The following is a 22,951-nucleotide window of genomic DNA, read 5'->3' on the forward strand; positions in this document are numbered from 1 at the left end:
TAGGACTGGCTTAACTATAGTGGGAAAACCTCTAACTAATTCTGTTGATTTCGCCTAATAACGTAATTTAGGTGGAATTCCTCCTGCTAAGTTCCATGGAAACGCCGGTTTTACTCCGAATGGTAGGAATTAGATGGAGAAAATCCCGCTATAGACAGACTCCGTTTTTCCTGCAGGAATTTAGGTGGAGCAAATCCCTCTACTGGCCTCCGTCCCGTCAAAGCAACTGTTGTTCATGCAGTTCCTACTCATGAAGGCGGAGGCCCGAGCGCGTGTTGAATAACCTTCCCTCAGGGTATAAAAAAGGCCAGCCGGTAATTACCGGCTGGCCTCTTACTGCGCAAACCGCAGCAAACGTAATGTATTATGCCTTCAGTAAATCGTGGTCCACATACCGGGCGCCGTTCAGCTCACTGATAATGTTAATGGCCACCTTTGCACCATCACCGGCAGTGATAATCGCATGTACACTGACTCCAGCCACGGTTCCCGCTGCCCAAATGCCTTCGACATTGGTTTTGCCTTCCGCGTTCACGGCAACCACAGTTTTGATTCTTGGCTCCGTGCCATCTTTGGTCTCCACGCCTGCCTTAACGGCGAGATCCGTCAGTACGCCTGTAGCCAGGATCACATGCTTCGCTTCATAGGTAGCGCCGCTTTCACTCTCAATGACTACACCTTCGCTGCCCGCAGTGAGATTCACGGCCTGATCGTTCACAAGCTCCGCTCCGAATTTGACGGCCTGCTTATGTCCGGTTTCTACGAGGTCTGGGCCGCCGATTTCAGAGATTCCGTAGAAGTTCTCATACCAGCCTCTGCGGGTCATGCCCTTGTCGTTATCGATCAACAGCGTTTTTTTGCCCGCCTTGGCGGCGAACAGGGCGGCACTTGCACCGGCAGGACCGGCTCCGATAATTGCAATTTCATACATGGATTGCGACCTCCTCAAAGTTTTGTGAGCATAGCTTCCTGACTAATCATCGTACAAAACTCGCTTCGAAAGCATATGCTTAAGTTTTGTGAGCGTAGCTCCCTGCTTACTATTATAACGTTGATTACTGCTTATTAGCTACTAATCCAATAGACATGGCAAGGTAATATTGAAGCTTGTGCCTTCACCCGGTGTGCTCTCGACGCTGATTGTTCCGTCATGCGCCTCGACAATCGATTTGGTAATCGACAAGCCGAGGCCGGAACCGCCGTATTTCCGTGTACGCGACGAATCGCTGCGGTAGAACCGCTCAAAGACATGGGGGATATGCTCGGCTGAGATGCCGCTTCCGTTATCCCGAACGGCAAGTTGCGCTTCCGAATTCCGGGTGTGAAGCGAAATATGGATACTGCCTTTTTCGGTATCCGTATGTTGTACGGCATTATGGAATAGATTAAGAATGACTTGTTTAATTTTGTCGGAGTCAACCATTCCGTTGATCCCGTATGAAAGATCAAAAGTAACCTTACGCTTGCCGGCAAGCACTAGCAGCTGCGGCTTCATTTCGTCGATGACTTCGCCCAGCGGCAGCTTTCTGACCCTTAGCTGGGGGGCTCCGTCCATTCGGGCCAGCAGCAGGAGATCCTCAACCAGCTTGTTGATCCGCTTGGATTCCCCGTGCATGCTCTTCAGCGCATTGTAGAGCTGCTCTTTGTTATCGGCAGCTCCGCGCAGCAGCACCTCCAGGAAGCCGTGAATCGAGGTGAGCGGCGTCCGAAGCTCGTGGGAGGCATCTGCGGCGAACCGCCGCATCTGTTCTTTGGCTTCACGCTCATTATGAAAGGAGATTTCCAGCCGCTCGAGCATCCCGTTGAAGGATTGGGAAAGCTTGTCGATCTCCATTTGTCCCTGATCAACGGGAAAGCGGACGTCCAGATTACCGGCATCGATACGCTGCGCCGCCTCGCCCATATTGGATAAAGGCACTAATGTTTTGCGCAGCGCGGGCAAATAGAGGAATAATCCGGCCAGCAAAGCCACTACCGACAAGGCGGCGAAAATAAGCAGCTGCTGCAGGATTACATCCTTCAGCGGTCCCGTCTCCACACTCATCTGCAGCAGGATTCTATTTCCGCCGGGTCTCCCCAGATCCATGAAGACAGCCAGATGCTGGCTTCCGTCCGCGGAGGTAATCAGCTTGTATTTTCCCTTTGCCTTACCCGTTGTGTGGTCCAGCAGCTCATCGTATTCCTCATTGCTCAGCCGCGGGGCAGCAGACTCGGACAGGGTGTCCTGCTGCAGATCCTTAAACGTGCCGTCTGAGCTGTATACAGCGATCGTGGTATGAGCGTCAAGCAGCAGCGGGCGTCCGTTCTCTCCCGTCCGCTGATTACCCGGATTTACGCCCGGCAGTCCGCCGATATTGCCTCCCCCGTTCTCTCCCGGCATGAGCGAGCCTTGGCTGCTGCCAGCCAGGCCGTTCTGCCCGGAGTTATTGCTGCGTCCGGAGCTGCTGTCTGCTCCGCTGCTGGATGTAATGCCGGAGGCGGTGGGGTCAGCACTTAGCGGACTATCCTGCTGTCCTGCGTTGTTCAGATTCTCGGGATATATTCCCGCATTCCGGGAATATAGCGTATAAAAAAAATCACGCGGCACGGAATGCAGCTGGGTTTCCATGGATTCAGCCCTGTTGCTGTAGATGAAATTGCGCATCAGCACATATTGCAGTACTCCGATGAGCAGGAGGAGCACCGATAGAATAAGCAGTGAAGTGGCAAGCAGCTGCTTACGCAGGGAGCGTGGTGCGGAATGTCTGCGGAAGAGGCCAGACAGGCGGGCAATCATAACAGGTCCACCCGGTACCCTGCACCGCGCAGCGTGCGGATAATCCGGTGCTCCTTATCACCGAGTTTCTCACGGAGGGAGCGGATATAGACCTCGACGATGTTTTCTTCCCCACCGAAATCATAGCCCCATACCTTGTCCAGAATCATCGGCTTGCTCAGCACGAGGCCGTGGTTGATGACCAGATATTGCAGCAGCTCATATTCGGTAGGGGAGAGCTCCAGGACCTCGTCCCGGTGGCGGATTTCTTTGCGTCTGCCGTCGATCCGGAACGGGCCGCAGCGGACTTCCCCGAGCAGTCCGGGAAACTGATTCCGCAGCCGGGCCTGTATCCGGGCCAGCAGCTCATCGAAGCTGAACGGCTTAACCATGTAATCGTCGGCGCCGATGGACAGGCCTTTGACGCGGTCATCCACTTCGTCTTTGGCCGTAAGCATGATTACGGCAATTTCTGTTTCTTCTGACCGGAGGTAGCGGCAGACCTCGAATCCGTCCATTCCCGGCATCATCACATCCAGGATCGCCACATGAGGCTTGAAATCGGCAGCAATGGCGATTGCGCTCGCCCCGTCTGGGGCAGTTTTTACTTCAAAGCCTTCGTTGATTAATCCCAGTTCCAGGAACTGGAGTATATGAGGCTCGTCATCAACGAGCAAGAGTCGTACACCTTGGGCAGCTTTCATCTTAAAGACCTCCATTTACAGTAAGCGGTAGCTACATTATTACACATCAGGTTGAAGGTTTGCTGAAGAACTCTTTAAAATCAAAGATTAGAAAATGTCGTTCATGGTTAATCATAATGGTTAATCTATTTATAAGGGATATGAATGTTAATATTAAGGAAAATAGTTGGAAATTTAACTTTTTGAGCTTGTAATAAAGGGTTTTGACGGCGGGCCTAGAACAATTTACAATAGGGATACTACCCGGATTGTTTAAGACTTTTTAACCAGTCCGGTAACTTGTTCCGATTCCATTTGTTTTCCCCCGTTTCTAAATCTTATCAAATTTCCTATCAAACACATTTCTTTCATTTGACTTCTTTCTGATACACTTCTTTCTGGAATTCCGCGTTTGAGTCTAATCTGCAACATATGATTTATTCAACCCATTTATTTACATGCTTCAATACCCATATGTCAAGGAGGCTCTTCCATGAAGAAAAAAGAAATGGTAGCCATGCTATTGGCGGGAGGCCAAGGGAAAAGGTTGAAGGGATTAACAAAATCTCTCGCCAAACCCGCTGTATATTTTGGAGGAACCTATCGGATTATCGATTTCCCGCTAAGTAATTGCTCTAACTCGGGTATTGATACGGTTGGTGTGCTGACGCAATATGAGCCGCTTGTTCTCCACTCATACATCGGGGTAGGCAGCGACTGGGATTTAAACCGTAAAGATGGCGGTGTATTCGTGCTGCCGCCGCATGAACGGGAGAACGGAAGCAGCTGGTATCGGGGAACGGCTGATGCAATTTACCGCAATCTCAAATTTGTAGACCAGTTTGATCCGGAGCATGTGCTTATCCTGTCCGGGGACCATATTTACAAAATGGACTACAACGCAATGCTGCAGTACCACAAAGCAAGAAACGCTGACTGCACCATCTCGGTCATTGACGTTTCCCTGGAGGAAGCAAGCCGCTTCGGGATCCTTAATACGGATGAAGACCTCAAAATTTACGAATTTGATGAAAAGCCCGCCAAGCCGAAGAGCACACTGGCTTCCATGGGTGTATATATTTTTAAATGGGACGTTCTGCGCAAGCATCTGCTGGAGGACGGCGAGAAGGCAAGCTCCTCCCATGACTTCGGCAAAGATATCATCCCTTTGATGCTGGAGGACGGCAACTCCCTGTACGCTTATCCTTTTGTCGGCTACTGGAGGGACGTTGGTACGGTCACCAGCCTGTGGGAAGCGAATATGGACCTGCTGAGCGACCATCCGCCGCTGAACCTGAATGATCCGAACTGGCGGATCTTCACCCGTAATCCGAATCAGGCTGCGCAATATGTGGCGCCGGAAGCGAAGGTGTCGAGCTGCATCATTAATGAAGGCTGCATTGTGCATGGAGAGGTTAAGCATTCGGTGCTGTTTTACGGGGTGGAAGTGGGCGAAGGCAGCGTCATTACCGACTCCGTCATTATGCCCAAGGTCAAAATCGGCAAGAATGTAAGAATTCATAAAGCCATCATTAGTGAGAATACAGTCATCGAGGATTATATGGAGATCGGTATCGAACGGGAGAATGAGGATGAAATTCTGCTGATCGACAATCGCAGCAAGAAACGTAAATCAGTCGCAGCCAAAACCATATAACCACAAAGGACGGTGACCCGCGATGAAAGAGCTTTTGGGCGTAATCAATCTTGACCATGAACTGGACAAATTGAATGAGTTAACTTATTTCCGCTGCGGCGCGGCCGTACCTTTTGCCAGCCGTTACCGGCTGATCGACTTTGTCCTGTCCAATATGATGCGGGCGGAGCTAGAGAGTGTCGGGCTGTTTGTCCGCCGCAAATACCGTTCGCTGATGGACCATCTCGGTGACGGCAAGTCCTGGGATATGAACCGCAAGCACGGGGGATTGTTCATTCTTCCGCCAGACTGGAATGATCCGACGGATACATCGCTCGGCGATTTGCAGCATTACCACAACAACCTGGATTTCTTCAAGCGGGCTTCAGCCAAATATATTGTATTCTCCGGCAGCCAGCATATTAACACTGTTGATCTGCAGGATGTGTTCCAGTACCACTTGGAAAAGGGAGCCGATGTCACCCTTGTCTATAAAGCGATCGACCAGCTTCAGCCGGAGCATGATCCGTGTCTGCGGCTTGAATTGAATGACAATAACCTCGTTACCGAGATTCACCAGGAGAAACATCATCCGAACGTGTATCTGGACATATTTATCATGGAGAAGAAAGTATTCCTGGAGCAGGTTGAATACTGCATTGCGCACGGCGAGAGCTTCTTTTTCCGCGATGTTATTCAGAAGAACCGGGCTAACTTTAAACTTGCAGGCTATGAATATAAGGGTTATCATGCGGTAATCAATTCACTGGAGAGCTATTATAAGAATAGCCTTGAGCTGCTTAAGCAGGAGAATTACCGTGATCTCTTCCAGGAGAATCCGGTACAGACGAAGATCAAGTATGAAGCGCCTACCCGTTATCTTGACAGCGCGAATGTTAGTAATTCCCTGGTCGCTAACGGCTGTATTATTGGCGGAACGGTAGAGAACAGCGTGATTTTCCGTGGTGTGCAGGTTCGTGAAGGTGCGAGGATTATTAACTCTGTCATCATGCAGAAGTGTATTATTGAAGAGAATGCTGTGATCGAGAATGTCATCATGGATAAAGATGTGCATTTAAGCAAGGAACGGATTCTCGTCGGGGATAGCAAACGGCCGTTTGTCATCGCCAAGAGCAGCAAAATTTAACCCCAGGATCAGCTGGACTGTGCACCATAGCAGTCTGGCTGGTCCTGAGTTTCAATAGAGGCCAGGTATTTCATACAAATTATGCATCTGACAGGAGGAACCTGCTGTTGTTCAACGACAAAGAAACCTTTAAAAAAGTGTTCCGCGAGACACTCATCGGTAAACTGGGTAAGCCGCTGGAAGAAGCATCGAATGGTGAAGTGTACAATATTATCGGTAATATGATCCGTGAGAATGCGGGGAAGAACTGGGCAGAGACGAATCAGAAGTATAAGAACAATCAGGATAAGCAGGTCTACTATTTCTCTATGGAGTTTCTGATCGGCCGCCTGCTTGGCAATAATCTGCTGAATATGGGTGTGCTTGAGGTTGTGCGCGATGGCCTTGCGGAGCTTGGGTTCGATCTGCGGGAGGTGGAGGAGGAAGAATCGGATGCAGGGCTCGGCAATGGCGGCCTGGGCCGGTTGGCTGCCTGCTTTCTGGATTCCCTGGCTTCCCTGCAGTATGCGGGGCATGGCTGCGGCATCCGTTACAAATACGGCTTGTTCGAGCAGAAGATTGTGGACGGTTACCAGGTGGAATTGCCTGACTATTGGCTGCAGAATGATAATGTGTGGGAAGTGCGCCGGGAAGACAAGCAGGTAGAAGTGCGGTTCTGGGGGCGCATCGAAACCCGTGAAGAGAACGGCGAATTGGTCTTTGACCACAAGGATTATGAAGCGGTACGCGCGGTCCCTTATGATGTTCCGATTATTGGTGCCGACCGTAAGCATGTGAATACACTCCGCAACTGGAGCGCGGAGTCGATTACACTGGCTTCCCGGATGTCCGGATCGCTGACGGGCTCGGACTATCATAAGTTTCTGGAATACAAACGTTCGGTGGAATCCATCTCAGAATTCCTGTATCCGGATGATTCGCAGTACGAAGGCAAGCTGCTCCGGCTGAAGCAGCAGTACTTCCTGTGCAGTGCAGGACTGCAAAGTATACTGCGGACCTTCAGCAAGACCGGAGCACCGATTGAGTCATTGCCGGACAAAGTGGCGCTGCATATTAACGATACCCATCCTACCCTGGTTATCCCTGAGCTTATGCGGATTCTGATGGATGTGCACGGTATCGGCTGGGATCAGGCCTGGAGCATGACGACACGGATGGTGTCTTATACGAACCATACCATTCTAAGCGAAGCGCTTGAGAAATGGCCGATGGGGATGGTTAAGGAACTGCTGCCCCGTATCTTCCTGATTATTGAAGAAATCAATGCCCGGTTCTGCGGCGAACTGATGAGCAAATATCCCGGTGATCAGAACCGGATCAACCAGATGGCGATCATTCATGATGATCAGGTCCGCATGGCCCATCTGGCAATTGTAGCGAGCCACAGTGTTAACGGGGTAGCGGCGCTGCACACCGAGATTCTGCAGAAGCGGGAGATGCGGTTATTCAATGAAATGTATCCGCACCGGTTCAATAACAAGACGAACGGGATTACGCACCGGCGCTGGCTGCTGCATGCCAATCCCGAGCTGGCTGGACTCATCAATGAATCCATCGGTACCCGCTGGATTCATCAGCCGCAGGAGATGATTGGGCTGATCAAATACTGTGAGGATGGATCCTTCCAGGAGCAGGTGGCTGCGATCAAACGCCGCAACAAGCTGCGCCTGTCTGAATACATCACCAAGAAGCATGGCATCCAGGTGGATCCCGATTCGATCTTTGATGTCCAGGTCAAACGGCTGCATGCCTACAAGCGCCAGCTGCTGAATATTCTGCATATTATGCACCTGTACAATCAGCTTAAGGATAACCCGTCCATGGATATGGTACCGCGCACCTTTATTTTCGGGGCTAAGGCAGCACCAAGCTATCATTTGGCCAAGCGGATTATCAAGCTGATTAACACTGTAGCTGATGTCGTCAACAAAGATCCGGATATTAAGGGCAAAATCCGTATCTTTTTCCTGGAGAATTATTCGGTATCCCTGGCAGAGAAGATTATCCCTGCTGCCGATGTGAGCGAACAGATCTCTACGGCCAGCAAAGAAGCCTCCGGTACGGGCAACATGAAGTTTATGATGAACGGCGCACTGACGATCGGCACCATGGACGGGGCGAATGTAGAAATGCATGAAATGGTCGGGGACAACAATATGTTCCTGTTCGGTCTGCGGGCGGAGCAGGTGCTCGATTACTACCAGTTCGGGGGATATCACTCCCGCGATATCTATAATGGCGACGGGCGCGTCAAAGAGGTGCTGGACCAGCTGGTGACACCGGGACCTATTTGCTGCAATACCCAGGAATTCGATACGCTGTACCAATCACTGGTTGACAATAATGATGAGTTCTTTGTACTCAAAGATTTTGCCGGCTATGTGGAGACACATGTCAAGATCGATCTTGCGTACCGTAACCAGAAGGAATGGCTGAAGAAGTCTATCATCAACATTGGCCACTCCGGCAAATTCTCCAGTGACAATACGATCAGCCGCTATGCTACTGAAATTTGGAACATTAATCCGGTTAAGTAATGAGGTAACAGATCCGTACCAGAGCAAAGAGGCCGTCACAGGCGCAGGTTATTCCTGCATCTGTGACGGCCTTATGTTGTTCAAGGTGCCTACAGTACTTCGGCAACCATCTCTGCGAACCGTTCCAGAAAGCGCCGTTCCTCATCGTCAAAGCGGTGTTTAAGCGGACTGTCTATATCGAGTACGCCAAGCAGCCGGCCCTCTTTGAGGAGGGGAACGACGATTTCGCTGTTCGATGCAGCATCGCAGGCAATGTGTCCGGGAAAGGCATGGACATCGTCTACGACAAGCGTACGGCGTTCCTCAGCTGCTGTTCCGCAGACCCCGCGGCCCAGCGGAATGCGAATGCATGCGGGCAGTCCCTGAAAAGGTCCAAGTACAAGCTCCTTGCCGTCAAATAAATAGAAACCGGTCCAGTTGGTATCCGGTAGAGAGAATTTGAGCAATGCCGAAGCATTTGCCAGATTGGCAATAGCATTCGGTTCGCCTTCCATCAGTGCCGCAAGCTGCGTCAGCACTGCTTCAAAGCGCTCGCTGCGTGTCCCGTCATAGGGCATCGCCTGAAACATGAAGCATCACCTTCCTGTACATGAAGTCAGTATGAAACCAGAACTGTAACTAACAACATAGTACAGCAAGACTCGATACGTCAAGCATTACCGGATTTTTGCAGAAGGTACAAGGGATACCGTAACTGGAGCGGGAGCGGTGTTTCCCCATACGCTTCCCAGGGTAATGCTTACTATATCGAAGGCTCTTGGCCGGAAGGAGTGGAATATGCGCGCCGATGTACAGAACTTGTTCATAGGAATTCATATGCTTTATATTGCACATGAGAGGGACTTGACATTATCGGAGATGCTGCCGGAACTTGAGGAACTGGGGTACCGGGTAGCGGAACGCGAAGTGAAGCAGGAGCTGGAGCGGCTCACTCAGGAGAATTTCCTGACAGCCCATGGTGATGCCTTTAGTATCACCGGTACGGGAATCGAGGAATTCAAGGATATTCAGGTGAAGCTTCAGGTACTATGCTCCGAGGTGCTTACACCGGCCAAAGCGGCGAAAGCCTCGGGCTAAGCCCGTGCATCTAGTTTCTGCAGCGGGCAAGCTTTAACGAAGCCCATTTTTCAGGCAATGAACAGCGTCAGCATCAGGGGAGATCCATGGCCCGGTGCCGGCGCTTTTTTTGTGAGAGAGGAATGCAGAAAATCCTTACCTATGAAGTATACTTATAAGAATGAAAGGGGACGAGGGTATTGTATCTAAGCCGTGGGGTAGCACCGAGACTGGGCGGAACAAGAATAGAGCTGCAGCCGATTGCTGCGGATCATGCTTCTGCGCTGTTTGAGATATGGACTCATCCTGCTGTTGCCCCCTGGCTGGACACCCCGCCGCTGGCATCTGTCACGGATGCGGAGCAGCTGATCGCTCTTCTGCTGCAAATGGGCAGGGAGGAGGAGAGCCTGCGCTGGAGCATTACCCTGCCGGATGGGGAGATTATCGGCAGCTGCGGCTATAACCAATGGCAGCTGCCGGGAGCCTATCGTGGAGAAATCGGCTGCGAGCTGTCTCCGTCCTGCTGGGGACAAGGGTATATGCGCGAAGCACTGGAGCTTGTGCTGGACTTCGGCTTCGGCACGATGGGCTTGAACCGGATTGAAGCCTTATGCCACCCCGGCAATATCCGGGCGCACGGGTTGTTTCAGGCGCTGAACTTTTCGCAGGAAGGCCTGCTGCGCCAATACCGCCATACCGCTTCAGGTTTTCAGGACGTGAGCCTTTACGCTCTGCTGCGTGATGAGAAGTTATAATGTAGAGAGAGATGTCATGAGCCATAGGCGGATCACATGAAGAAACGGCTGCACAGTCCAGAGGGGACCGTGCAGCCGTTTCTTGTCATCAGGAATCAAGCCGTCAAAAAGATAGTGAATAGATTCACAACATCCGCTCTGCCAATCCTACTTGCGGGGCAGCGGCGAGAGCTTCTCAGCTTGGAGACCCATCTTCTTTAGCAGAATGATCATCTGTTCTTTCTCATCATCGTTCAGACCGCTGAAAGCCAGGTGCAGGCGTTCCGAATATTTCGGATACATCTCGCTCATCAACTGTTCGCCTTCTGCTGTCAGCTCAGCGAAAATAACACGCCGGTCATTCGCGCAAGGTTTGCGCTGCAGGTATCCGCGTTCTTCAAGCTTGTCAATCACGTAAGTAACGTTGCCGCTCTGCAGCAGCAGTTTGGCACCGATCTGCTGAATCGGCTGAGGTCCCTTATAGTAGAGAACCTCCATCACAGCGAATGCTGTCGGATTGAAGCCTTCAATCTTGCTTCCGGTAACGGCATGCTCATTGATGCTTTTGAAAGACTTGGCAAAAACCCGGTACAAATGCAGCGTTAATTGAGTATCGCGTTCATAGGATTGTATCATGCTTCTCCACCCTCTATCGTTATCGTTAATCGTGTGGGTTTCCCCGCACATTTTGGAATCATTGCCCGTATGCACGCTTCGTAGGTGCAGTAAAACTTAAGATAACTTTACAATACGTCAAACAATGAATGAAGAACATGTGATTTGTCACAATGAGCACACTTTTAATTATTAAAAATCAAACAATTTTTTGACGGTGCTTAAATTTTGCAAAAAAAGAATGCCTTTTTGGCTATCCGCCTGTAGATTGATTAGCTTTTCAGTCTCAGGCACCGCATATAGTTACAACCGGGGATTGATGAAGGGAGCCGCGGGTTCCTTTACTATAAATTACAAATAAGGAATAGTGGCAGGGGAGTGGGGGAAAAGATGAAGGAATCTAATAATACGGAAGTGCAGGCAGTAAAGTTGACAGCAAACCGGCCGTTTATGCTGCTGATGTCCGCGCAGCTTATTTCCAATGTAGGGGATTGGCTGCATCTGCTCGCGCTGCTGACAATGGTCGGCCTGAAATGGCAGGCTACACCTTGGGAGATTACAGCAATCTCACTGTGCATGGCCGTACCTATGCTGCTTGGCGGTCCGCTGGCCGGATATTTAAGTGACAAAATGGACCGCAAGGCGATCATGATCGGCTCGGATCTTGCGCGTGCGGGGATTGTAGCCTGCCTCGTATTTGCCGGTTCGTTGTGGCAGGTCTACCTTTTGCTGATTGCCAAAGGAATTCTGGATGTACTGTTCTCCCCGGCCAAAAGCGGGAAGCTCAAAGAACTGGTGCCTTCCGGGCAAATGGATCAAGCCATTGCCCTCAGCTCGTCTATTGAGCAAATTACCAAAATCATCGGCCCCGCGCTTGGCGGTCTGCTTGTTGCAGCTTTTGGGATCTCGGCCTGCTATGTGTTGGACTCGGCTACTTATCTGGTTTCTGCAGTCATTCTGCTGGCGGTGCCGCAGGCCGGGAAATACCGGACGGACAGAGGGACAGATACGTCAGAGGAACTTCAGGGCCGCAAATCCTTCCGCAGGGAAGTGAGTAGCGGACTGCGGATGATTGCCGGAATGCCTGCGGTGCTGGGTGGGGTGGTCATGCTTGTAACGGTACTGCTGGTACTGCAGATTGCGGATTCCCAGACGGTGACTCTGTTCCGGGATATTCCCGGAATCAGCGGGGATTTGCTGGGCTGGTGCCTGGCGGCGAGCGGTTTGGGAACGCTGCTCTCAGCCCTTGTCTCCAGCCGGATGGGCAAGCGGCCGCTGCTCTTTATGAGTGCCGGTGCGGTCCTTATGGGTTCAGTATTTACTGCTGCCGCGCTGGTGACTGCATACGGAGAAGCAGGTTTATGGATGAATATCATGCTGTTCAGTTCGTTTACGGCCGCGGGAGCGGGGGCAGGACTGGTCTTTATCCCGTTTTACGCGATGCTGCAGCGGAGAACACCGGAAGCCTACACGGGGCGGGTATTCGGCACGGTCAACAGCCTGACCAGCGCAGCGGTCATTCTTGGCCCTGTAGCCGGTGGCGCACTTGTAACAGCCTCGGGACCGGTTTCCGCATTCATTCTTTCGGGTGTACTGGCCGCGCTGCTTGGCCTTGCAATGCTGATGCTGCGCAGCAGAATCGAGGAGAGGGACAATGCGGGCGGGCTGGACACACAAGTAATGTTTGAAGTATCTCAGCCATAGTTCGTATAATGGTAGAAAGCCCGGATTCATTCGGGACAATGGGTATTCAACATTAGGAGATGGAAAGCTGCATGGAAGAGATAGATGAGGTGGAGGACGAACGGGGAATCGTATTGGAGGTTCTCATTGATGAAGCCGGATATGAAGCGGGGGATATGAGGATATCAGGTATATCCTTCCAGGTCCGGCAGGGGGAACTGCTGGGATTGATCGGCCCGAACGGGGCCGGGAAAAGCACGACGATCAAAACGCTGCTCGGTCTGCTCAAGCATGCCAAAGCTAAGGTAACGATTGGCGGAGAGAACAAGTCCTACGCCTATGTGCCGGAACAGCCTGTGTTCTATGAGGATCTGACACTCTGGGAGCATTTGGATCTGGCAGCTGCGGCGTACGGACTGCCCTATGATAAGTTCGAGGCAACCGCAGGAAAGCTTTTGGAGCAATTCGGGATGGACAATGTGCGCGACGACCTGCCGGCAGGCTTCTCCAAGGGCATGAAGCAAAAGATGATGCTGATGCTCGGGTTTCTGGTCCAGCCGGATGTGTACATTGTGGATGAGCCGTTTATCGGACTTGACCCCCGGGCCACGAAGGATTTCCTTCGGCTGCTGGAGGCGGAGCGGCAACGTGGTGCAGGCGTGCTCATGTCTACACATGTGCTGGATACCGCTGAGAAAATCTGCGACAGCTTCGTGCTGATTTCCGGAGGGAGAATGACAGCAACAGGCACATTGGAGGAGATCCGCGACATCGCGGATTTGCCGGAGGGGTCGTTGTTTGATTGCTTCGACGAATTAACATGAGCGGACGGAATAATGAGGTAATACACAGGAATACTCCGAAAAGCAGATCGGCCTACGCGTTCCCTACGGGTCCGCGTCTGTTCCGGCGGCGGCTGTTCTCGCATTGGCGCGAGCAATCCGCGATTATCCGGACCGCAGCGGACTGGACAGTGCTGCTCTATATCATCATTCCCGGCAGCCTGCTGGGCGGACGCTTCTATTACGGATTCTGGAAAGGGGACATGCCTGCCTGGACATCGTTCCTCCCCTTTATGATGATTCCTCTGCTGTTTGCCATACTGCTTGTAACCGGGGGAATGGTGCTGCTGCTGCAGGAAGGCGATTTGCTGTTCCTCAGACAGCGGCAGAACTGGATTAATAGTATCCTCCTCCGCGGAATAATCTATAGTCTTATTGTCACCACACTGAAAATTGCTGCTGTCTTTGCCGTTCTGCTGCCCTTTATCATCCGCGGCTACGGCCTAAGCCCGGGAGCAGCCGGATCGCTGCTGCTGCTTACCATAACCGCCGGTTGGAGCGTCAAGCTGCTGGGGCATATCGTCAAAGTGCAGCGCCAGGGCTTCCGCCGCTGGCTGTGGCTGATTCCCGCAGTCACTGTACCTTCCGGAATCTACATCCGGCTGGTCCTCCTCTGGGAGAACAGCCCGCTACTGCTGCTTGCTGCCTCAGCCGTATACGCGGCAGTGACCGTCTGGGCAGTCCGGTACCGCCTTCGCTTGCACGGGACCTTTCTCAGCGATGTGCGTGAAGACTATAAGCAGCGGATGAGAATCGCAGGGCTCTTGCTGCGGGGGGTACTTGATAAGCCTCGTCCCACCCGGTACAGACCCTGGATCTTCCGCAAATCGCAGCCGCTGCTGTCCTCGACACTGCCCGAAAGCCGCTTCACGGCAGCGGGAATCAAAGCTCTTGTACGCAATCCGGCGCATTTGAAGCTGTATTTCGCATTCACAGGGGTATCCATGGGGGCGTTATTTATTGCTCCGGCCTTTCTGAAGTGGGTCCTGCTCGTGGTGTTGGCTTTATTAATGTGCTACTGGCTGAGCTCCTTCTGGCTGCTCTTTGCCGGAGATGACTACATCGGCATTCTGCCGTTTACCAAGTCACAAAAGGCTGAAGCCGGCTCAAAGGCAATTAAAATCCTGATCCTTCCCTATACTGTGGTGTGCTCCGCAGTGGTGTTTATTCCTTTGTATGGATGGTTGGGACTGCTGCTCTTTGCACCTTTGGGCTATGGCCTGGGAGTCTTCATTTCACGTATATTCAGCACGATCCGCCTGACAGAGCATTAAGCTGTATAATCTAAAAAAGCGTTGCCTGCGATCTTGCGCAAGCAACGCTTTTTTTGGAATATAAGAAAGGCAGTCGAGCCTGAACGGCTACAAATGTCCGGCAGCATGTTTGCCTGCCGTATAACCTGTGGAGAAAGCGGCGGTAATGTTGTAGCCGCCGGTGTATCCGTGGATATCCAGCACTTCCCCGCAGAAGTAGAGGCCTTGGGTAAGCTTCGATTCCATGGTTTTTGGATCGATTTCCTTCAGGTTGACGCCTCCGCCGGTCACAAAGGCCTCAGCCAGAGAACGGGTGCCGTGTGCAATAACAGGCATCCGCTTCAGAAGGGCTGCTAGAGACTGCAGTCCGCTTTTGGGCAGATGATGGCCGGTAAGATCCCCGTCCAGCCCGGCTTTGGACAGCAGAAGCGGAATCAGGCGCTCGGGAAGCAGCCCCTTCAGCGAGTTGCGGATCGCTTTTTTGGGCTCCAGCTCGAGCTTGTGCAGCAGCTGGGACTCCACTTCCTGCGGCTGGTGGTCAGGAAACAGGTCAATGGACAACTCCACGGCATCGGTTCCCGTTTTACGCTGGACCTGGCGCAGAAACTGGCTGCAGCGCAGGGCAATCGGACCGGACAACCCGAAATGGGTAAAGATCATATCTCCGCGGTGGGAGATGAGCTTTTTGCCTTTGGGATTCCAGACGGAAAGTGTCACATCGCGCAGAGACAACCCCTGCAGATCGCCTGACTTGATCCATTCCTCGCGTGAAACGATGGGCACTTCTGTCGGGAAAAGCTCCGTAATCGTATGTCCCGCTGCCTCAGCCCACGGATAGCCGTCTCCAGTGGAACCGGTCTGGGGTACGGATTTACCGCCGGTGGCAATAATCACGGCCGCAGCGCCGAAGGCTTGTCCTGATTCCAGCCGTACCCCCTGTACCGCACCTTCCGCATAGAGCACTTCCCGTACCGGACTGTTGGTCATTATCTGAACGCCGAGACTCCGGACCTTGCCAATAAGTGCAGAGACGACGCTTGAGGCTTTGTCGGATACAGGGAACATCCGCCCGTTATCCTCCTCCTTAAGGGCAATCCCCAGATTCTCAAAAAATTCGATAATATCACGGTTATTAAAATGATCGAATGCGCTGTACAAAAACCGGCCGTTGCCGGGGATATGGGCGATCAGCTCTGAGGTTTCCTTAACGTTGGTGACGTTGCAGCGTCCGCCGCCCGAAATTCCCAGCTTCCGGCCAAGCTTGCCCCCTTTATCAATCAGCAGCACGGAGGCACCGTGCTCTGCTGCGGCTACGCTAGCCATCAGCCCGGAGGGGCCGCCTCCAATGACGATTACATCATAGTTACTCATGAATCTTCTCCTTTATATGCTTCAGGTTGTGCGGATTTCCATCTCTACTAACGGCATCATACCACCTACGGCAGGGCGTATCCAGAGCAGCTGCCCCGGCATGCAGTTATCGTTGTCAGAAACGTCTGGCTGTGCTTTAATCTTAGTGGAAAGGGTAATTGTTAAACTCAGGGAGTGATTGCAATTATTAATGCGGTAAAGGATATCTTAGTGCAAATATCGGCTGCCTGCTCCTTTTTATTTCTGTTTCAATGGTGGCTGGATAAAGGTCTGATGGCCCGGAGAAATCGGCGGTTTCCCGATGATCAGACATTTTTGATTATCACCTGTGCGCTTAGTATTACCTTCAGTACAATCCTTTCAACGACATTAGTCGGAGAAGTTTATTTGAATTTGGCGATCTTACCAGCCTACATTGGTATTCTATATGGCAACAGCCTTTCCGGAATATGCTTGGCTGTCTTTTTTTTGCTGAGCACCGCTTTGTTCTCGGAGCCGTCCGGACTCAGCGATATGGTCATTAATACAGGTATCCTGCTGTATCCGCTGCTTTTCGGCTTAACGCGCCTTTTTAAAGAAGTTAAGCTTATAGAGAAAATAATTATACTTTGGGTCGTGCTGTTCCCAAGTATGCTATTTATAGTCCTGGTTCCCAAAATGAAGGGGGTTCGTGCATTTGAGAGCTATTCACCCGAATCCCTTCTGGTTACGCTGTATCTGTTCACTACGCTTCTGCTCGGCAGTCTTCTGGTCTACTTTATCGAAACCGCTTGGGATAAGGTTCAGATTAAGGATAAGATGAATGGAATCTCTGAGAGATTCATGTGGGAATCGAAGAAGCTGGAGCAGGTTACTGATATCGTACAGCTGAATATAATGTCAATGAACGGACGGGGCTATGTAACAGAGCTTAATGAATTCATGCTGAAGCTGGTTCACCGGCATTATCCCGATTTCACTAGAGAGATGATTCTTTCCCGGCCGGCGTCGGTGTTGTTCGGGGACAGCGTGGATAAGCAGACCTATGCCCAGCTTCAGGAAATTTTCTACAACAAACAGCGCTCCAATGCCAAAATAAAGTGCGGCAGCTATACTTATCAAATCTATACCGCCCCGCTCCAGCAAGGTACCGAACCTCCGGACGGAGTAGTAATGATTGTTCAGGATGTGACGGAGGAAGAGAAAATCCGCACCGAGCTGGACAATGTGGAGCGTCTGACTCTGGTAGGGCAGATGGCGGCCGGTATCACTCATGAAATCCGCAATCCCATGGCGGTGGTGTGCGGGTTCTTACAGCTCATGAGAGAGAAAAGCCCCGTGGAGCTTGATTCGTATTATCAGATCGTAATGGATGAGCTGGACCGGGCCAACGGAATTATTAATGATTTTCTGTCACTGGCCCAAAGCCGCATCTCGGATAAAGAAGAGGTGCAGCTGCATCTTATAATAGAAGAACTTGGTCCTCTCATCTGGGCGGATGCCAATCTGCGCGGCCAGAGTGTTGAGTTTAGCTTAAGTCCTTCGCTGCCGCGGCTTAAGCTGAATGTCAGGGAAATCAAGCAGCTGATCCTTAATTTGGCCCGCAACGGAATGGAAGCAATGGATGCCAAGGGAGTACTCACATTGGAGACACGAATGAATGGCAATAAGGCTGAATTGATGATTAAGGATACAGGAAGCGGTATTCCGCAAGATAAACTCGGGAATTTATTTGCACCTTTTTTTACAACTAAAAATCATGGTACAGGCCTTGGCCTGTCTCTCTGCTTAAGTATTGCCGAGCGCCATAACGGCACAATCAAGGTAGATTCGGTGCCTGGCAGAGGAACTGTTTTTACAGTTGCTTTTCCTTTTGAAGCGGAAGAGAGCCAGGCGGGGTAATGATGCAGACTTAGCCGGCATTCCTTGCTTTCACAGGGTATGTATGTATAATAAAGTTAGTAAGTGCTGCGGTAATGCAGCCTGACCAAACACTTTATAAGGCAAAGGAGAGTGCAGAAGAATGTCCATGTCATTTAATCAATATATGCGGGATTCGATTCAGCCTATGCGTGATGACCTGACTAGTATCGGGTTTCAGGAGTTGTTGACTCCAGAAGAGGTGGAAGCCACTCTTCCAACCGCAAAGGGCACGTCGCTTGTTGTTGTTAATTCTGTCTGTGGCTGTGCAGCCGGCCAGTGCCGTCCCGGTGTAGCCCAAGCTTTGCAGAATGAAATTTTGCCGGATCACCTGTTCACAGTGTTCGCGGGCCAGGAGAAGGAAGCCACGGCCAAAGCACGTGAATACTTCGCTCCATATCCGCCTTCTTCACCTTCCATTGCTTTGATGAAGGATGGGGAGCTCGTTCATTTTATTGAGCGTCATGGTGTTGAAGACCGCTCGGCGGCTGAAATCGCTGCTGAATTGAAAGAAGTGTTTAATCGTCTTTGCCAGTAAATAAGGAATAAATTAACGTGATCTCGCGGCGGCCGGCAGTCCGGCTGCAGGCGGGATTTTTTTCGACATAGAAGCAAAAACCAGAAACGGGGAATGGTTGTGAGCTTGCAAGAAGAGATTATTGCAGCGTTGGGCGTAAAGCCCGCTATTAATGTAGAAGCAGAGGTTGAGCGGCGGGTAGACTTCCTGAAAGCCTATGTACGTCAGGCAGGTGCAAAAGGGCTGCTGATTGCAATCAGCGGCGGTGTAGACAGCGCGGTGGCTGCAGGCTTATGCAAACGGGCGACAGATGAGCTGACGGCCGAGGAAGGCAAAGAATATATTACACTCGGTGTTTTCCAGCCTTACGGTGAACAGGAGGATATTGAGCACAGCTATGCGGTGGCTGAAGCGTTTGGGCTGACCCACAAGGTAGAGACCAATATCGAGGAAGCTGTTAACGAGATCGCGCTTGAAGTAGAGCACAGCCTGAAGGCGCTGGGACAGCATCGTCATATTACGCATCAGGGCAAGGGCAACGTCAAGGCGAGAACACGTATGGTGATGCAGTATGCACTCGCTTTTGAGAATAATCTGCTGGTGGTAGGAACCGATCATGCTTCGGAAGCCATTACCGGATTCTATACGAAGTGGGGCGACGGTGCCGTTGATATTACCCCGCTGAGTTCACTTAACAAGCGGCAGGTACGCCAGCTCGCAGCCCATCTGGGTGTGCCGGAAGAGATCGTGACCAAGGCGCCGACGGCGGGACTCTGGCCGGGCCAGACGGATGAAACGGAGCTGGGTATTACTTATGAGGATAACAGCGACTATCTGGAGGGCAAGCAGATCAGCCCGGAGGCCGCAGAAAAGCTCGAGGGCTACTACCGGAGAAGCGCGCATAAGCGCAATGTGATCCCGGGTATTTAGTTTTGTTTATGACCCAAAACCGCCGAAGTGCGCAGCAGCTCACTTTACGGCGGTTTTGTTGTTGCCGGCTCCTAAAGAGAGTTACAAGGAGAGGTTCCGGGCTGCCAGCGTATGTTGGATAAAAGCCTCCGAAGCAGCAATGGCCTGCTCCAGCTGCGGAGTGGATCCGTTAAACGGGTGGACCGTGCAGAAGGTATGATTGCCTCCGGCGATTTGCACCCACTCGATATCAGGGCGGAGCTTAATTAACTGCTCTGATCCCTGACGCAGCCGTTCACTGTCTTCTGTCCCCTGGATCAGGATGGCCGGAAACTGGGCTGACTTCATCCGCTCGAGAATATTGTATCGTTCGGCTTGGCGCTCCAGATCCTCTATGAGTACAGCATCCAGCGGCATCTGCTGGCCTGTGCGGCCATTCAGCACATGACTCCGGCCCAGCGTTTTCATTTCGTATTTTTGTTCATCTGTGAACAAATCAAGGTTCGTGATTCCGTTCCAGGAGATCACTCCGGCAATCTCATCCGGATGATCCAGTGCGTACAGCAGACTGTCGCCGCCGCCGCGGCTGTGTCCCAGCAGGAACAGAGGCAGAGCACCAAATTTATGATGCTGGCTCAGATAGGAGAGGAGAATTTCCATATCTTTAATTTCACGGTTATAGGTGTTGCGGGCAAATTTCTCCAGCTCGGTGAAATTCTGCAGATCCCCGCCGATTCCGGCATGGGAGAAATTAAAGGAGATGACTTCATGCTCCCGGCTGAGCGAAGCTGCAACGTAGGGAAACATTCCCCAATCTTTGAACCCCTTGTAGCCGTGTGCGATGATAATCAGGCTTTTGGCCTTATTCTGGGCAGGGAAATGCGAGCAGCGCAAAACAGCATCTTCTCCGGCAGGCAATTCGAAATTGCGGTTCATCGGGCGAACCCCCTCTCTTCTATCGAATTAAGATTCCTCGGTGAAGGTCATGATGCGGGGAAGAAGCCGGGCCGATAGACTTTGGCGGCTTTTTCTTTTAAGATAGCATAAAGAATCTCAGACTATAATCTATTCTATATACCAAGAATATACATGAAGATCATACCATTAATAAAGCTGTAAAGGATAGATATCAGATTGAGGCGGCTAGGGACAAAACGTCCATAAGGAGCGGGGATTGTGATTTACGGAATCGGGCATGATGTGGCGGAAATCCAGCGTATCGGTGCTGTAATGACAAGAGAATCAGGAGCAAGGCTCATCCGGCGCATTCTGACACCGGGGGAACAGGTACTGGCAGAGGGGCGGAAGAGCAACCTCGCTGAATTCGTTGCCGGCCGGTTTGCCGCTAAAGAGGCTATTGTTAAGGCGTTGGGCTGCGGCATCGGACGCGAGGTGGGCTTCCAGGATATTGAGATTCTGCCGGACGCCTCCGGCAAGCCGTCTGTGTCGCTCTCGGGAGAAGCCTGGTCCAGGCTGGACATGAAGGAACAGGAGTACAGGATCCATCTTACGATTACCCACAGCCGCGAGCTGGCCTCCACGTTTGCAGTGGTGGAGCGGATTTTAGAGGGAGCTAAAGAGCGGCCTATATAGATTGAGTTTGAAAATATAGATACACTGAGAATACAGAAGCAAGGAGAAAAATGATGACAACGCATGAACAACAGGAGCAGCAGGAGCAGGACGTAAAGTTGTTTTTCAGCTCGCATCTGCTGGAATGGTATCATGGGCAGAAGCGGGACTTGCCATGGCGGCGCCACCGCAATCCGTATTATATCTGGATCTCGGAAATTATGCTGCAGCAGACGAGAGTAGACACTGTCATTCCTTATTTCAACCGGTTTATCGAGCGTTTCCCGACGGTGGAGTCTTTGGCGGATGCGCCGGAAGAAGAAGTGCTTAAATGCTGGGAGGGACTGGGCTACTATTCGCGCGCCCGGAATCTGCAGCATGCAGCTCGGCAGGTTAAGGAGCTGTACGGGGGACAAGTCCCGGATGACCGCGATGCGGTATTCGGGCTTAAGGGCGTGGGCCCCTATACAGCCGGAGCTATTCTCAGCATTGCCTTCAACCGGCCTGAGCCGGCGGTAGACGGCAATGTGATGCGGGTCTTGTCCCGCTACTTCCTCCTGGAGGACGACATTGCCAAGGGACCGACCCGCGTGAAGATGGAGCGCCTGGCGGCAGAGCTGATCCCGGAGGGGGAGGCTTCGCATTTCAATCAGGCGCTGATGGAGCTGGGCGCGCTGGTCTGCACGCCGAAATCACCGCGCTGCCTGCCCTGCCCGGTGATGGAGCACTGCGCTGCGCGCCTGGCGGGCTGCGAGACCTCGCTGCCCGTCAAGACCAAGGCCAAGCCGCCGCGCCCCGAGGAGCGGCTGGCGGCCCTGGTGACCGGCAGCGGCGAGCACGCCGGCCGGGTGCTGATCCGGCAGCGGCCACAGAGCGGGCTGTTAGCCCGCATGTGGGAGCTGCCGCATTGGCCGGCGCCGCCTGCGGAGGGCGGCGCTGCTGGCGCGCTGCTGCCGGAAGCGGCAGCGCTGGACCGGCTGCGCCGGTCCCTGCGTCAGGCCGGGATTTTCGCCCGGCCTGAAGGGCACTGGACGGCTGCGGAGCATACGTTCAGCCATATTGTGTGGACCCTGCAGGTGTACACCTGCAGGGAAGAGGACGCCCTTGCGCTGCCGCTGGCGGCAGAAGCGCGGGCGTCCTATGCGGCGGCTGCGGAGCTGCCTGTGGAGCTGTTTGAAGACGGCAGCGGGCATCCGGAGGACGGCGGCGCAGTGCGCTGGATCAACCGTGAGGATATGGCCAATTATGCCTTTCCGAATGTGTTCCTTAAGCTGCTGAACCGTCACTTCGATGAGGCAGAGCAGCAACAGTAGCCTGAATAAAAAGAGGGCCTTGCCGGCACTAATGCCGGCAAGGCCCTTGTCAGAGGCAGGGAACTGTCTCTTTTCTGACCCTCATGACTGTACTTTGTGCAACAGATTTCACATTAATCTGTTACGAACCGCATTCTGTTGTATTGGGTGCAACAGATTTTGGGAGTAGGGGTCAAAAACACCTGGATTACATGTTTCTAATGTACAAAGTGCAATAGAATCAGTTTACCGGCCGATTAAAGGGATATCTGCTGCAGAAAGTGCAACAGATCGGTGCGCACCTTAATTTGACCAAGCTTCTGGACTGGCCATTTGAAATTTCTGAATTAAGATAAAAACGGCTGCATCCGGTCCTGAGCGGACGGTGCAGCCGTTGTGCTTAAACTATGAAATATAAGGCGCCTAGGAAGGCGGCAGCTATTTAGGCTG

At 52.1% G+C, this 22,951-nt stretch carries 20 protein-coding genes; 13 read left to right on the forward strand and 7 right to left on the reverse strand.

Going from position 1 to position 22,951, the window contains the following annotated elements:
* Positions 1-364 precede the first annotated feature (364 nt).
* From QU597_RS02740 to QU597_RS02750, 3 genes are all read right to left on the reverse strand, one after another.
* Positions 365-931: an FAD-dependent oxidoreductase gene (locus QU597_RS02740; protein ID WP_310831262.1), complete on the reverse strand. Its 567-nt coding sequence runs from the start codon at positions 929-931 to the stop codon at positions 365-367.
* A 141-nt stretch (positions 932-1,072) separates the two neighbouring features.
* Complete coding sequence (locus QU597_RS02745) at positions 1,073-2,776, reverse strand: sensor histidine kinase (RefSeq protein WP_310831263.1); 1,704 nt, start codon at positions 2,774-2,776, stop codon at positions 1,073-1,075.
* Entirely contained in the window at positions 2,773-3,459 is a 687-nt protein-coding gene (locus QU597_RS02750) for a response regulator transcription factor (RefSeq protein ID WP_236335829.1), read from the reverse strand. The genes QU597_RS02745 and QU597_RS02750 overlap by 4 nt, the downstream gene beginning before the upstream one ends.
* Positions 3,460-3,931: 472 nt before the next feature.
* Here QU597_RS02750 and QU597_RS02755 point away from each other — a divergent pair, with 472 nt between their 5' ends.
* From QU597_RS02755 to QU597_RS02765, 3 genes are all read left to right on the forward strand, one after another.
* Positions 3,932-5,095 carry a glucose-1-phosphate adenylyltransferase gene (locus tag QU597_RS02755; protein ID WP_310831264.1) on the forward strand — a complete coding sequence of 388 codons (1,164 nt, stop codon included), beginning with the start codon at positions 3,932-3,934 and terminating at the stop codon, positions 5,093-5,095.
* 22 nt (positions 5,096-5,117) lie between these two features.
* Positions 5,118-6,221, forward strand: coding sequence for a glucose-1-phosphate adenylyltransferase subunit GlgD (gene glgD / locus QU597_RS02760; RefSeq protein ID WP_310831265.1), 1,104 nt, complete (start codon positions 5,118-5,120; stop codon positions 6,219-6,221).
* 107 nt (positions 6,222-6,328) lie between these two features.
* Positions 6,329-8,758, forward strand: coding sequence for a glycogen/starch/alpha-glucan phosphorylase (locus tag QU597_RS02765; protein WP_310831266.1), 2,430 nt, complete (start codon positions 6,329-6,331; stop codon positions 8,756-8,758).
* A gap of 89 nt (positions 8,759-8,847) precedes the next feature.
* Here the strand turns inward: QU597_RS02765 and msrC are convergent, their stop codons facing one another.
* Complete coding sequence (gene msrC, locus QU597_RS02770) at positions 8,848-9,327, reverse strand: free L-methionine (R)-S-oxide reductase MsrC (protein WP_310831267.1); 480 nt, start codon at positions 9,325-9,327, stop codon at positions 8,848-8,850.
* 208 nt (positions 9,328-9,535) lie between these two features.
* Between msrC and QU597_RS02775 the strand changes: the two genes are divergently transcribed.
* Entirely contained in the window at positions 9,536-9,835 is a 300-nt protein-coding gene (locus tag QU597_RS02775) for a hypothetical protein (protein ID WP_310831268.1), read from the forward strand.
* Positions 9,836-10,014: 179 nt separating this feature from the next.
* Positions 10,015-10,569, forward strand: a complete 555-nt coding sequence (locus QU597_RS02780) for a GNAT family N-acetyltransferase (protein WP_310831269.1) — start codon at positions 10,015-10,017, stop codon at positions 10,567-10,569.
* Between the two features lie 147 nt (positions 10,570-10,716).
* On the opposite strand, the gene QU597_RS02785 is transcribed toward QU597_RS02780, so the two are convergent.
* A complete protein-coding gene (locus tag QU597_RS02785) occupies positions 10,717-11,184 on the reverse strand; it encodes a MarR family winged helix-turn-helix transcriptional regulator (protein ID WP_054943051.1) in 468 nt (155 codons plus the stop codon).
* A gap of 369 nt (positions 11,185-11,553) precedes the next feature.
* Between QU597_RS02785 and QU597_RS02790 the strand changes: the two genes are divergently transcribed.
* From QU597_RS02790 to QU597_RS02800, 3 genes are all read left to right on the forward strand, one after another.
* Positions 11,554-12,867, forward strand: coding sequence for an MFS transporter (locus QU597_RS02790; protein WP_310831270.1), 1,314 nt, complete (start codon positions 11,554-11,556; stop codon positions 12,865-12,867).
* A gap of 71 nt (positions 12,868-12,938) precedes the next feature.
* Entirely contained in the window at positions 12,939-13,670 is a 732-nt protein-coding gene (locus QU597_RS02795; protein ID WP_310831271.1) for an ABC transporter ATP-binding protein, read from the forward strand.
* Positions 13,649-14,962 carry an ABC transporter permease gene (locus QU597_RS02800; protein WP_310831272.1) on the forward strand — a complete coding sequence of 438 codons (1,314 nt, stop codon included), beginning with the start codon at positions 13,649-13,651 and terminating at the stop codon, positions 14,960-14,962. The genes QU597_RS02795 and QU597_RS02800 overlap by 22 nt, the downstream gene beginning before the upstream one ends.
* Positions 14,963-15,049: 87 nt before the next feature.
* On the opposite strand, the gene QU597_RS02805 is transcribed toward QU597_RS02800, so the two are convergent.
* On the reverse strand, positions 15,050-16,312 hold the full coding sequence (locus tag QU597_RS02805; RefSeq protein WP_310831273.1) for a BaiN/RdsA family NAD(P)/FAD-dependent oxidoreductase: 1,263 nt from the start codon (positions 16,310-16,312) through the stop codon (positions 15,050-15,052).
* A 387-nt stretch (positions 16,313-16,699) separates the two neighbouring features.
* Between QU597_RS02805 and QU597_RS02810 the strand changes: the two genes are divergently transcribed.
* The 3 genes from QU597_RS02810 to nadE all read left to right on the forward strand — a co-directional run bounded on the left by QU597_RS02810 (position 16,700) and on the right by nadE (position 19,658).
* On the forward strand, positions 16,700-18,193 hold the full coding sequence (locus QU597_RS02810; protein WP_310831274.1) for a two-component system sensor histidine kinase NtrB: 1,494 nt from the start codon (positions 16,700-16,702) through the stop codon (positions 18,191-18,193).
* Between the two features lie 121 nt (positions 18,194-18,314).
* Positions 18,315-18,749 carry a BrxA/BrxB family bacilliredoxin gene (locus QU597_RS02815; RefSeq protein WP_206103017.1) on the forward strand — a complete coding sequence of 145 codons (435 nt, stop codon included), beginning with the start codon at positions 18,315-18,317 and terminating at the stop codon, positions 18,747-18,749.
* A 99-nt stretch (positions 18,750-18,848) separates the two neighbouring features.
* On the forward strand, positions 18,849-19,658 hold the full coding sequence (nadE, locus tag QU597_RS02820; RefSeq protein ID WP_310831275.1) for an NAD(+) synthase: 810 nt from the start codon (positions 18,849-18,851) through the stop codon (positions 19,656-19,658).
* Between the two features lie 81 nt (positions 19,659-19,739).
* Here the strand turns inward: nadE and QU597_RS02825 are convergent, their stop codons facing one another.
* Entirely contained in the window at positions 19,740-20,573 is an 834-nt protein-coding gene (locus QU597_RS02825) for an alpha/beta hydrolase family protein (protein ID WP_310831276.1), read from the reverse strand.
* A 240-nt stretch (positions 20,574-20,813) separates the two neighbouring features.
* Here QU597_RS02825 and acpS point away from each other — a divergent pair, with 240 nt between their 5' ends.
* Together acpS and mutY are read left to right on the forward strand one after the other, a co-directional pair.
* Entirely contained in the window at positions 20,814-21,230 is a 417-nt protein-coding gene (gene acpS / locus QU597_RS02830; RefSeq protein ID WP_310831277.1) for a holo-ACP synthase, read from the forward strand.
* 53 nt (positions 21,231-21,283) lie between these two features.
* Entirely contained in the window at positions 21,284-22,522 is a 1,239-nt protein-coding gene (gene mutY / locus QU597_RS02835) for an A/G-specific adenine glycosylase (RefSeq protein WP_310833212.1), read from the forward strand.
* Positions 22,523-22,951: the final 429 nt, after the last annotated feature.

Source organism: Paenibacillus pedocola, from assembly GCF_031599675.1.
Classification (GTDB): Bacteria; Bacillota; Bacilli; order Paenibacillales; family Paenibacillaceae; genus Paenibacillus_AQ; species Paenibacillus_AQ pedocola.

Excerpts from the sequence above, each read along its gene's own strand:
- QU597_RS02755 (WP_310831264.1), top strand. The coding sequence starts at position 3,932 with ATGAAGAAAAAAGAAATGGTAGCCATGCTATTGGCGGGAGGCCAAGGG.
- QU597_RS02740 (WP_310831262.1), bottom strand. The coding sequence starts at position 931 with ATGTATGAAATTGCAATTATCGGAGCCGGTCCTGCCGGTGCAAGTGCC.
- QU597_RS02775 (WP_310831268.1), top strand. The coding sequence starts at position 9,536 with ATGCGCGCCGATGTACAGAACTTGTTCATAGGAATTCATATGCTTTAT.
- QU597_RS02825 (WP_310831276.1), bottom strand. The coding sequence starts at position 20,573 with ATGAACCGCAATTTCGAATTGCCTGCCGGAGAAGATGCTGTTTTGCGC.
- QU597_RS02745 (WP_310831263.1), bottom strand. The coding sequence starts at position 2,776 with ATGATTGCCCGCCTGTCTGGCCTCTTCCGCAGACATTCCGCACCACGC.
- QU597_RS02785 (WP_054943051.1), bottom strand. The coding sequence starts at position 11,184 with ATGATACAATCCTATGAACGCGATACTCAATTAACGCTGCATTTGTAC.
- QU597_RS02795 (WP_310831271.1), top strand. The coding sequence starts at position 12,939 with ATGGAAGAGATAGATGAGGTGGAGGACGAACGGGGAATCGTATTGGAG.
- QU597_RS02815 (WP_206103017.1), top strand. The coding sequence starts at position 18,315 with ATGTCCATGTCATTTAATCAATATATGCGGGATTCGATTCAGCCTATG.
- msrC (WP_310831267.1), bottom strand. The coding sequence starts at position 9,327 with ATGTTTCAGGCGATGCCCTATGACGGGACACGCAGCGAGCGCTTTGAA.
- glgD (WP_310831265.1), top strand. The coding sequence starts at position 5,118 with ATGAAAGAGCTTTTGGGCGTAATCAATCTTGACCATGAACTGGACAAA.
- QU597_RS02805 (WP_310831273.1), bottom strand. The coding sequence starts at position 16,312 with ATGAGTAACTATGATGTAATCGTCATTGGAGGCGGCCCCTCCGGGCTG.
- mutY (WP_310833212.1), top strand. The coding sequence starts at position 21,284 with ATGACAACGCATGAACAACAGGAGCAGCAGGAGCAGGACGTAAAGTTG.
- QU597_RS02790 (WP_310831270.1), top strand. The coding sequence starts at position 11,554 with ATGAAGGAATCTAATAATACGGAAGTGCAGGCAGTAAAGTTGACAGCA.
- QU597_RS02750 (WP_236335829.1), bottom strand. The coding sequence starts at position 3,459 with ATGAAAGCTGCCCAAGGTGTACGACTCTTGCTCGTTGATGACGAGCCT.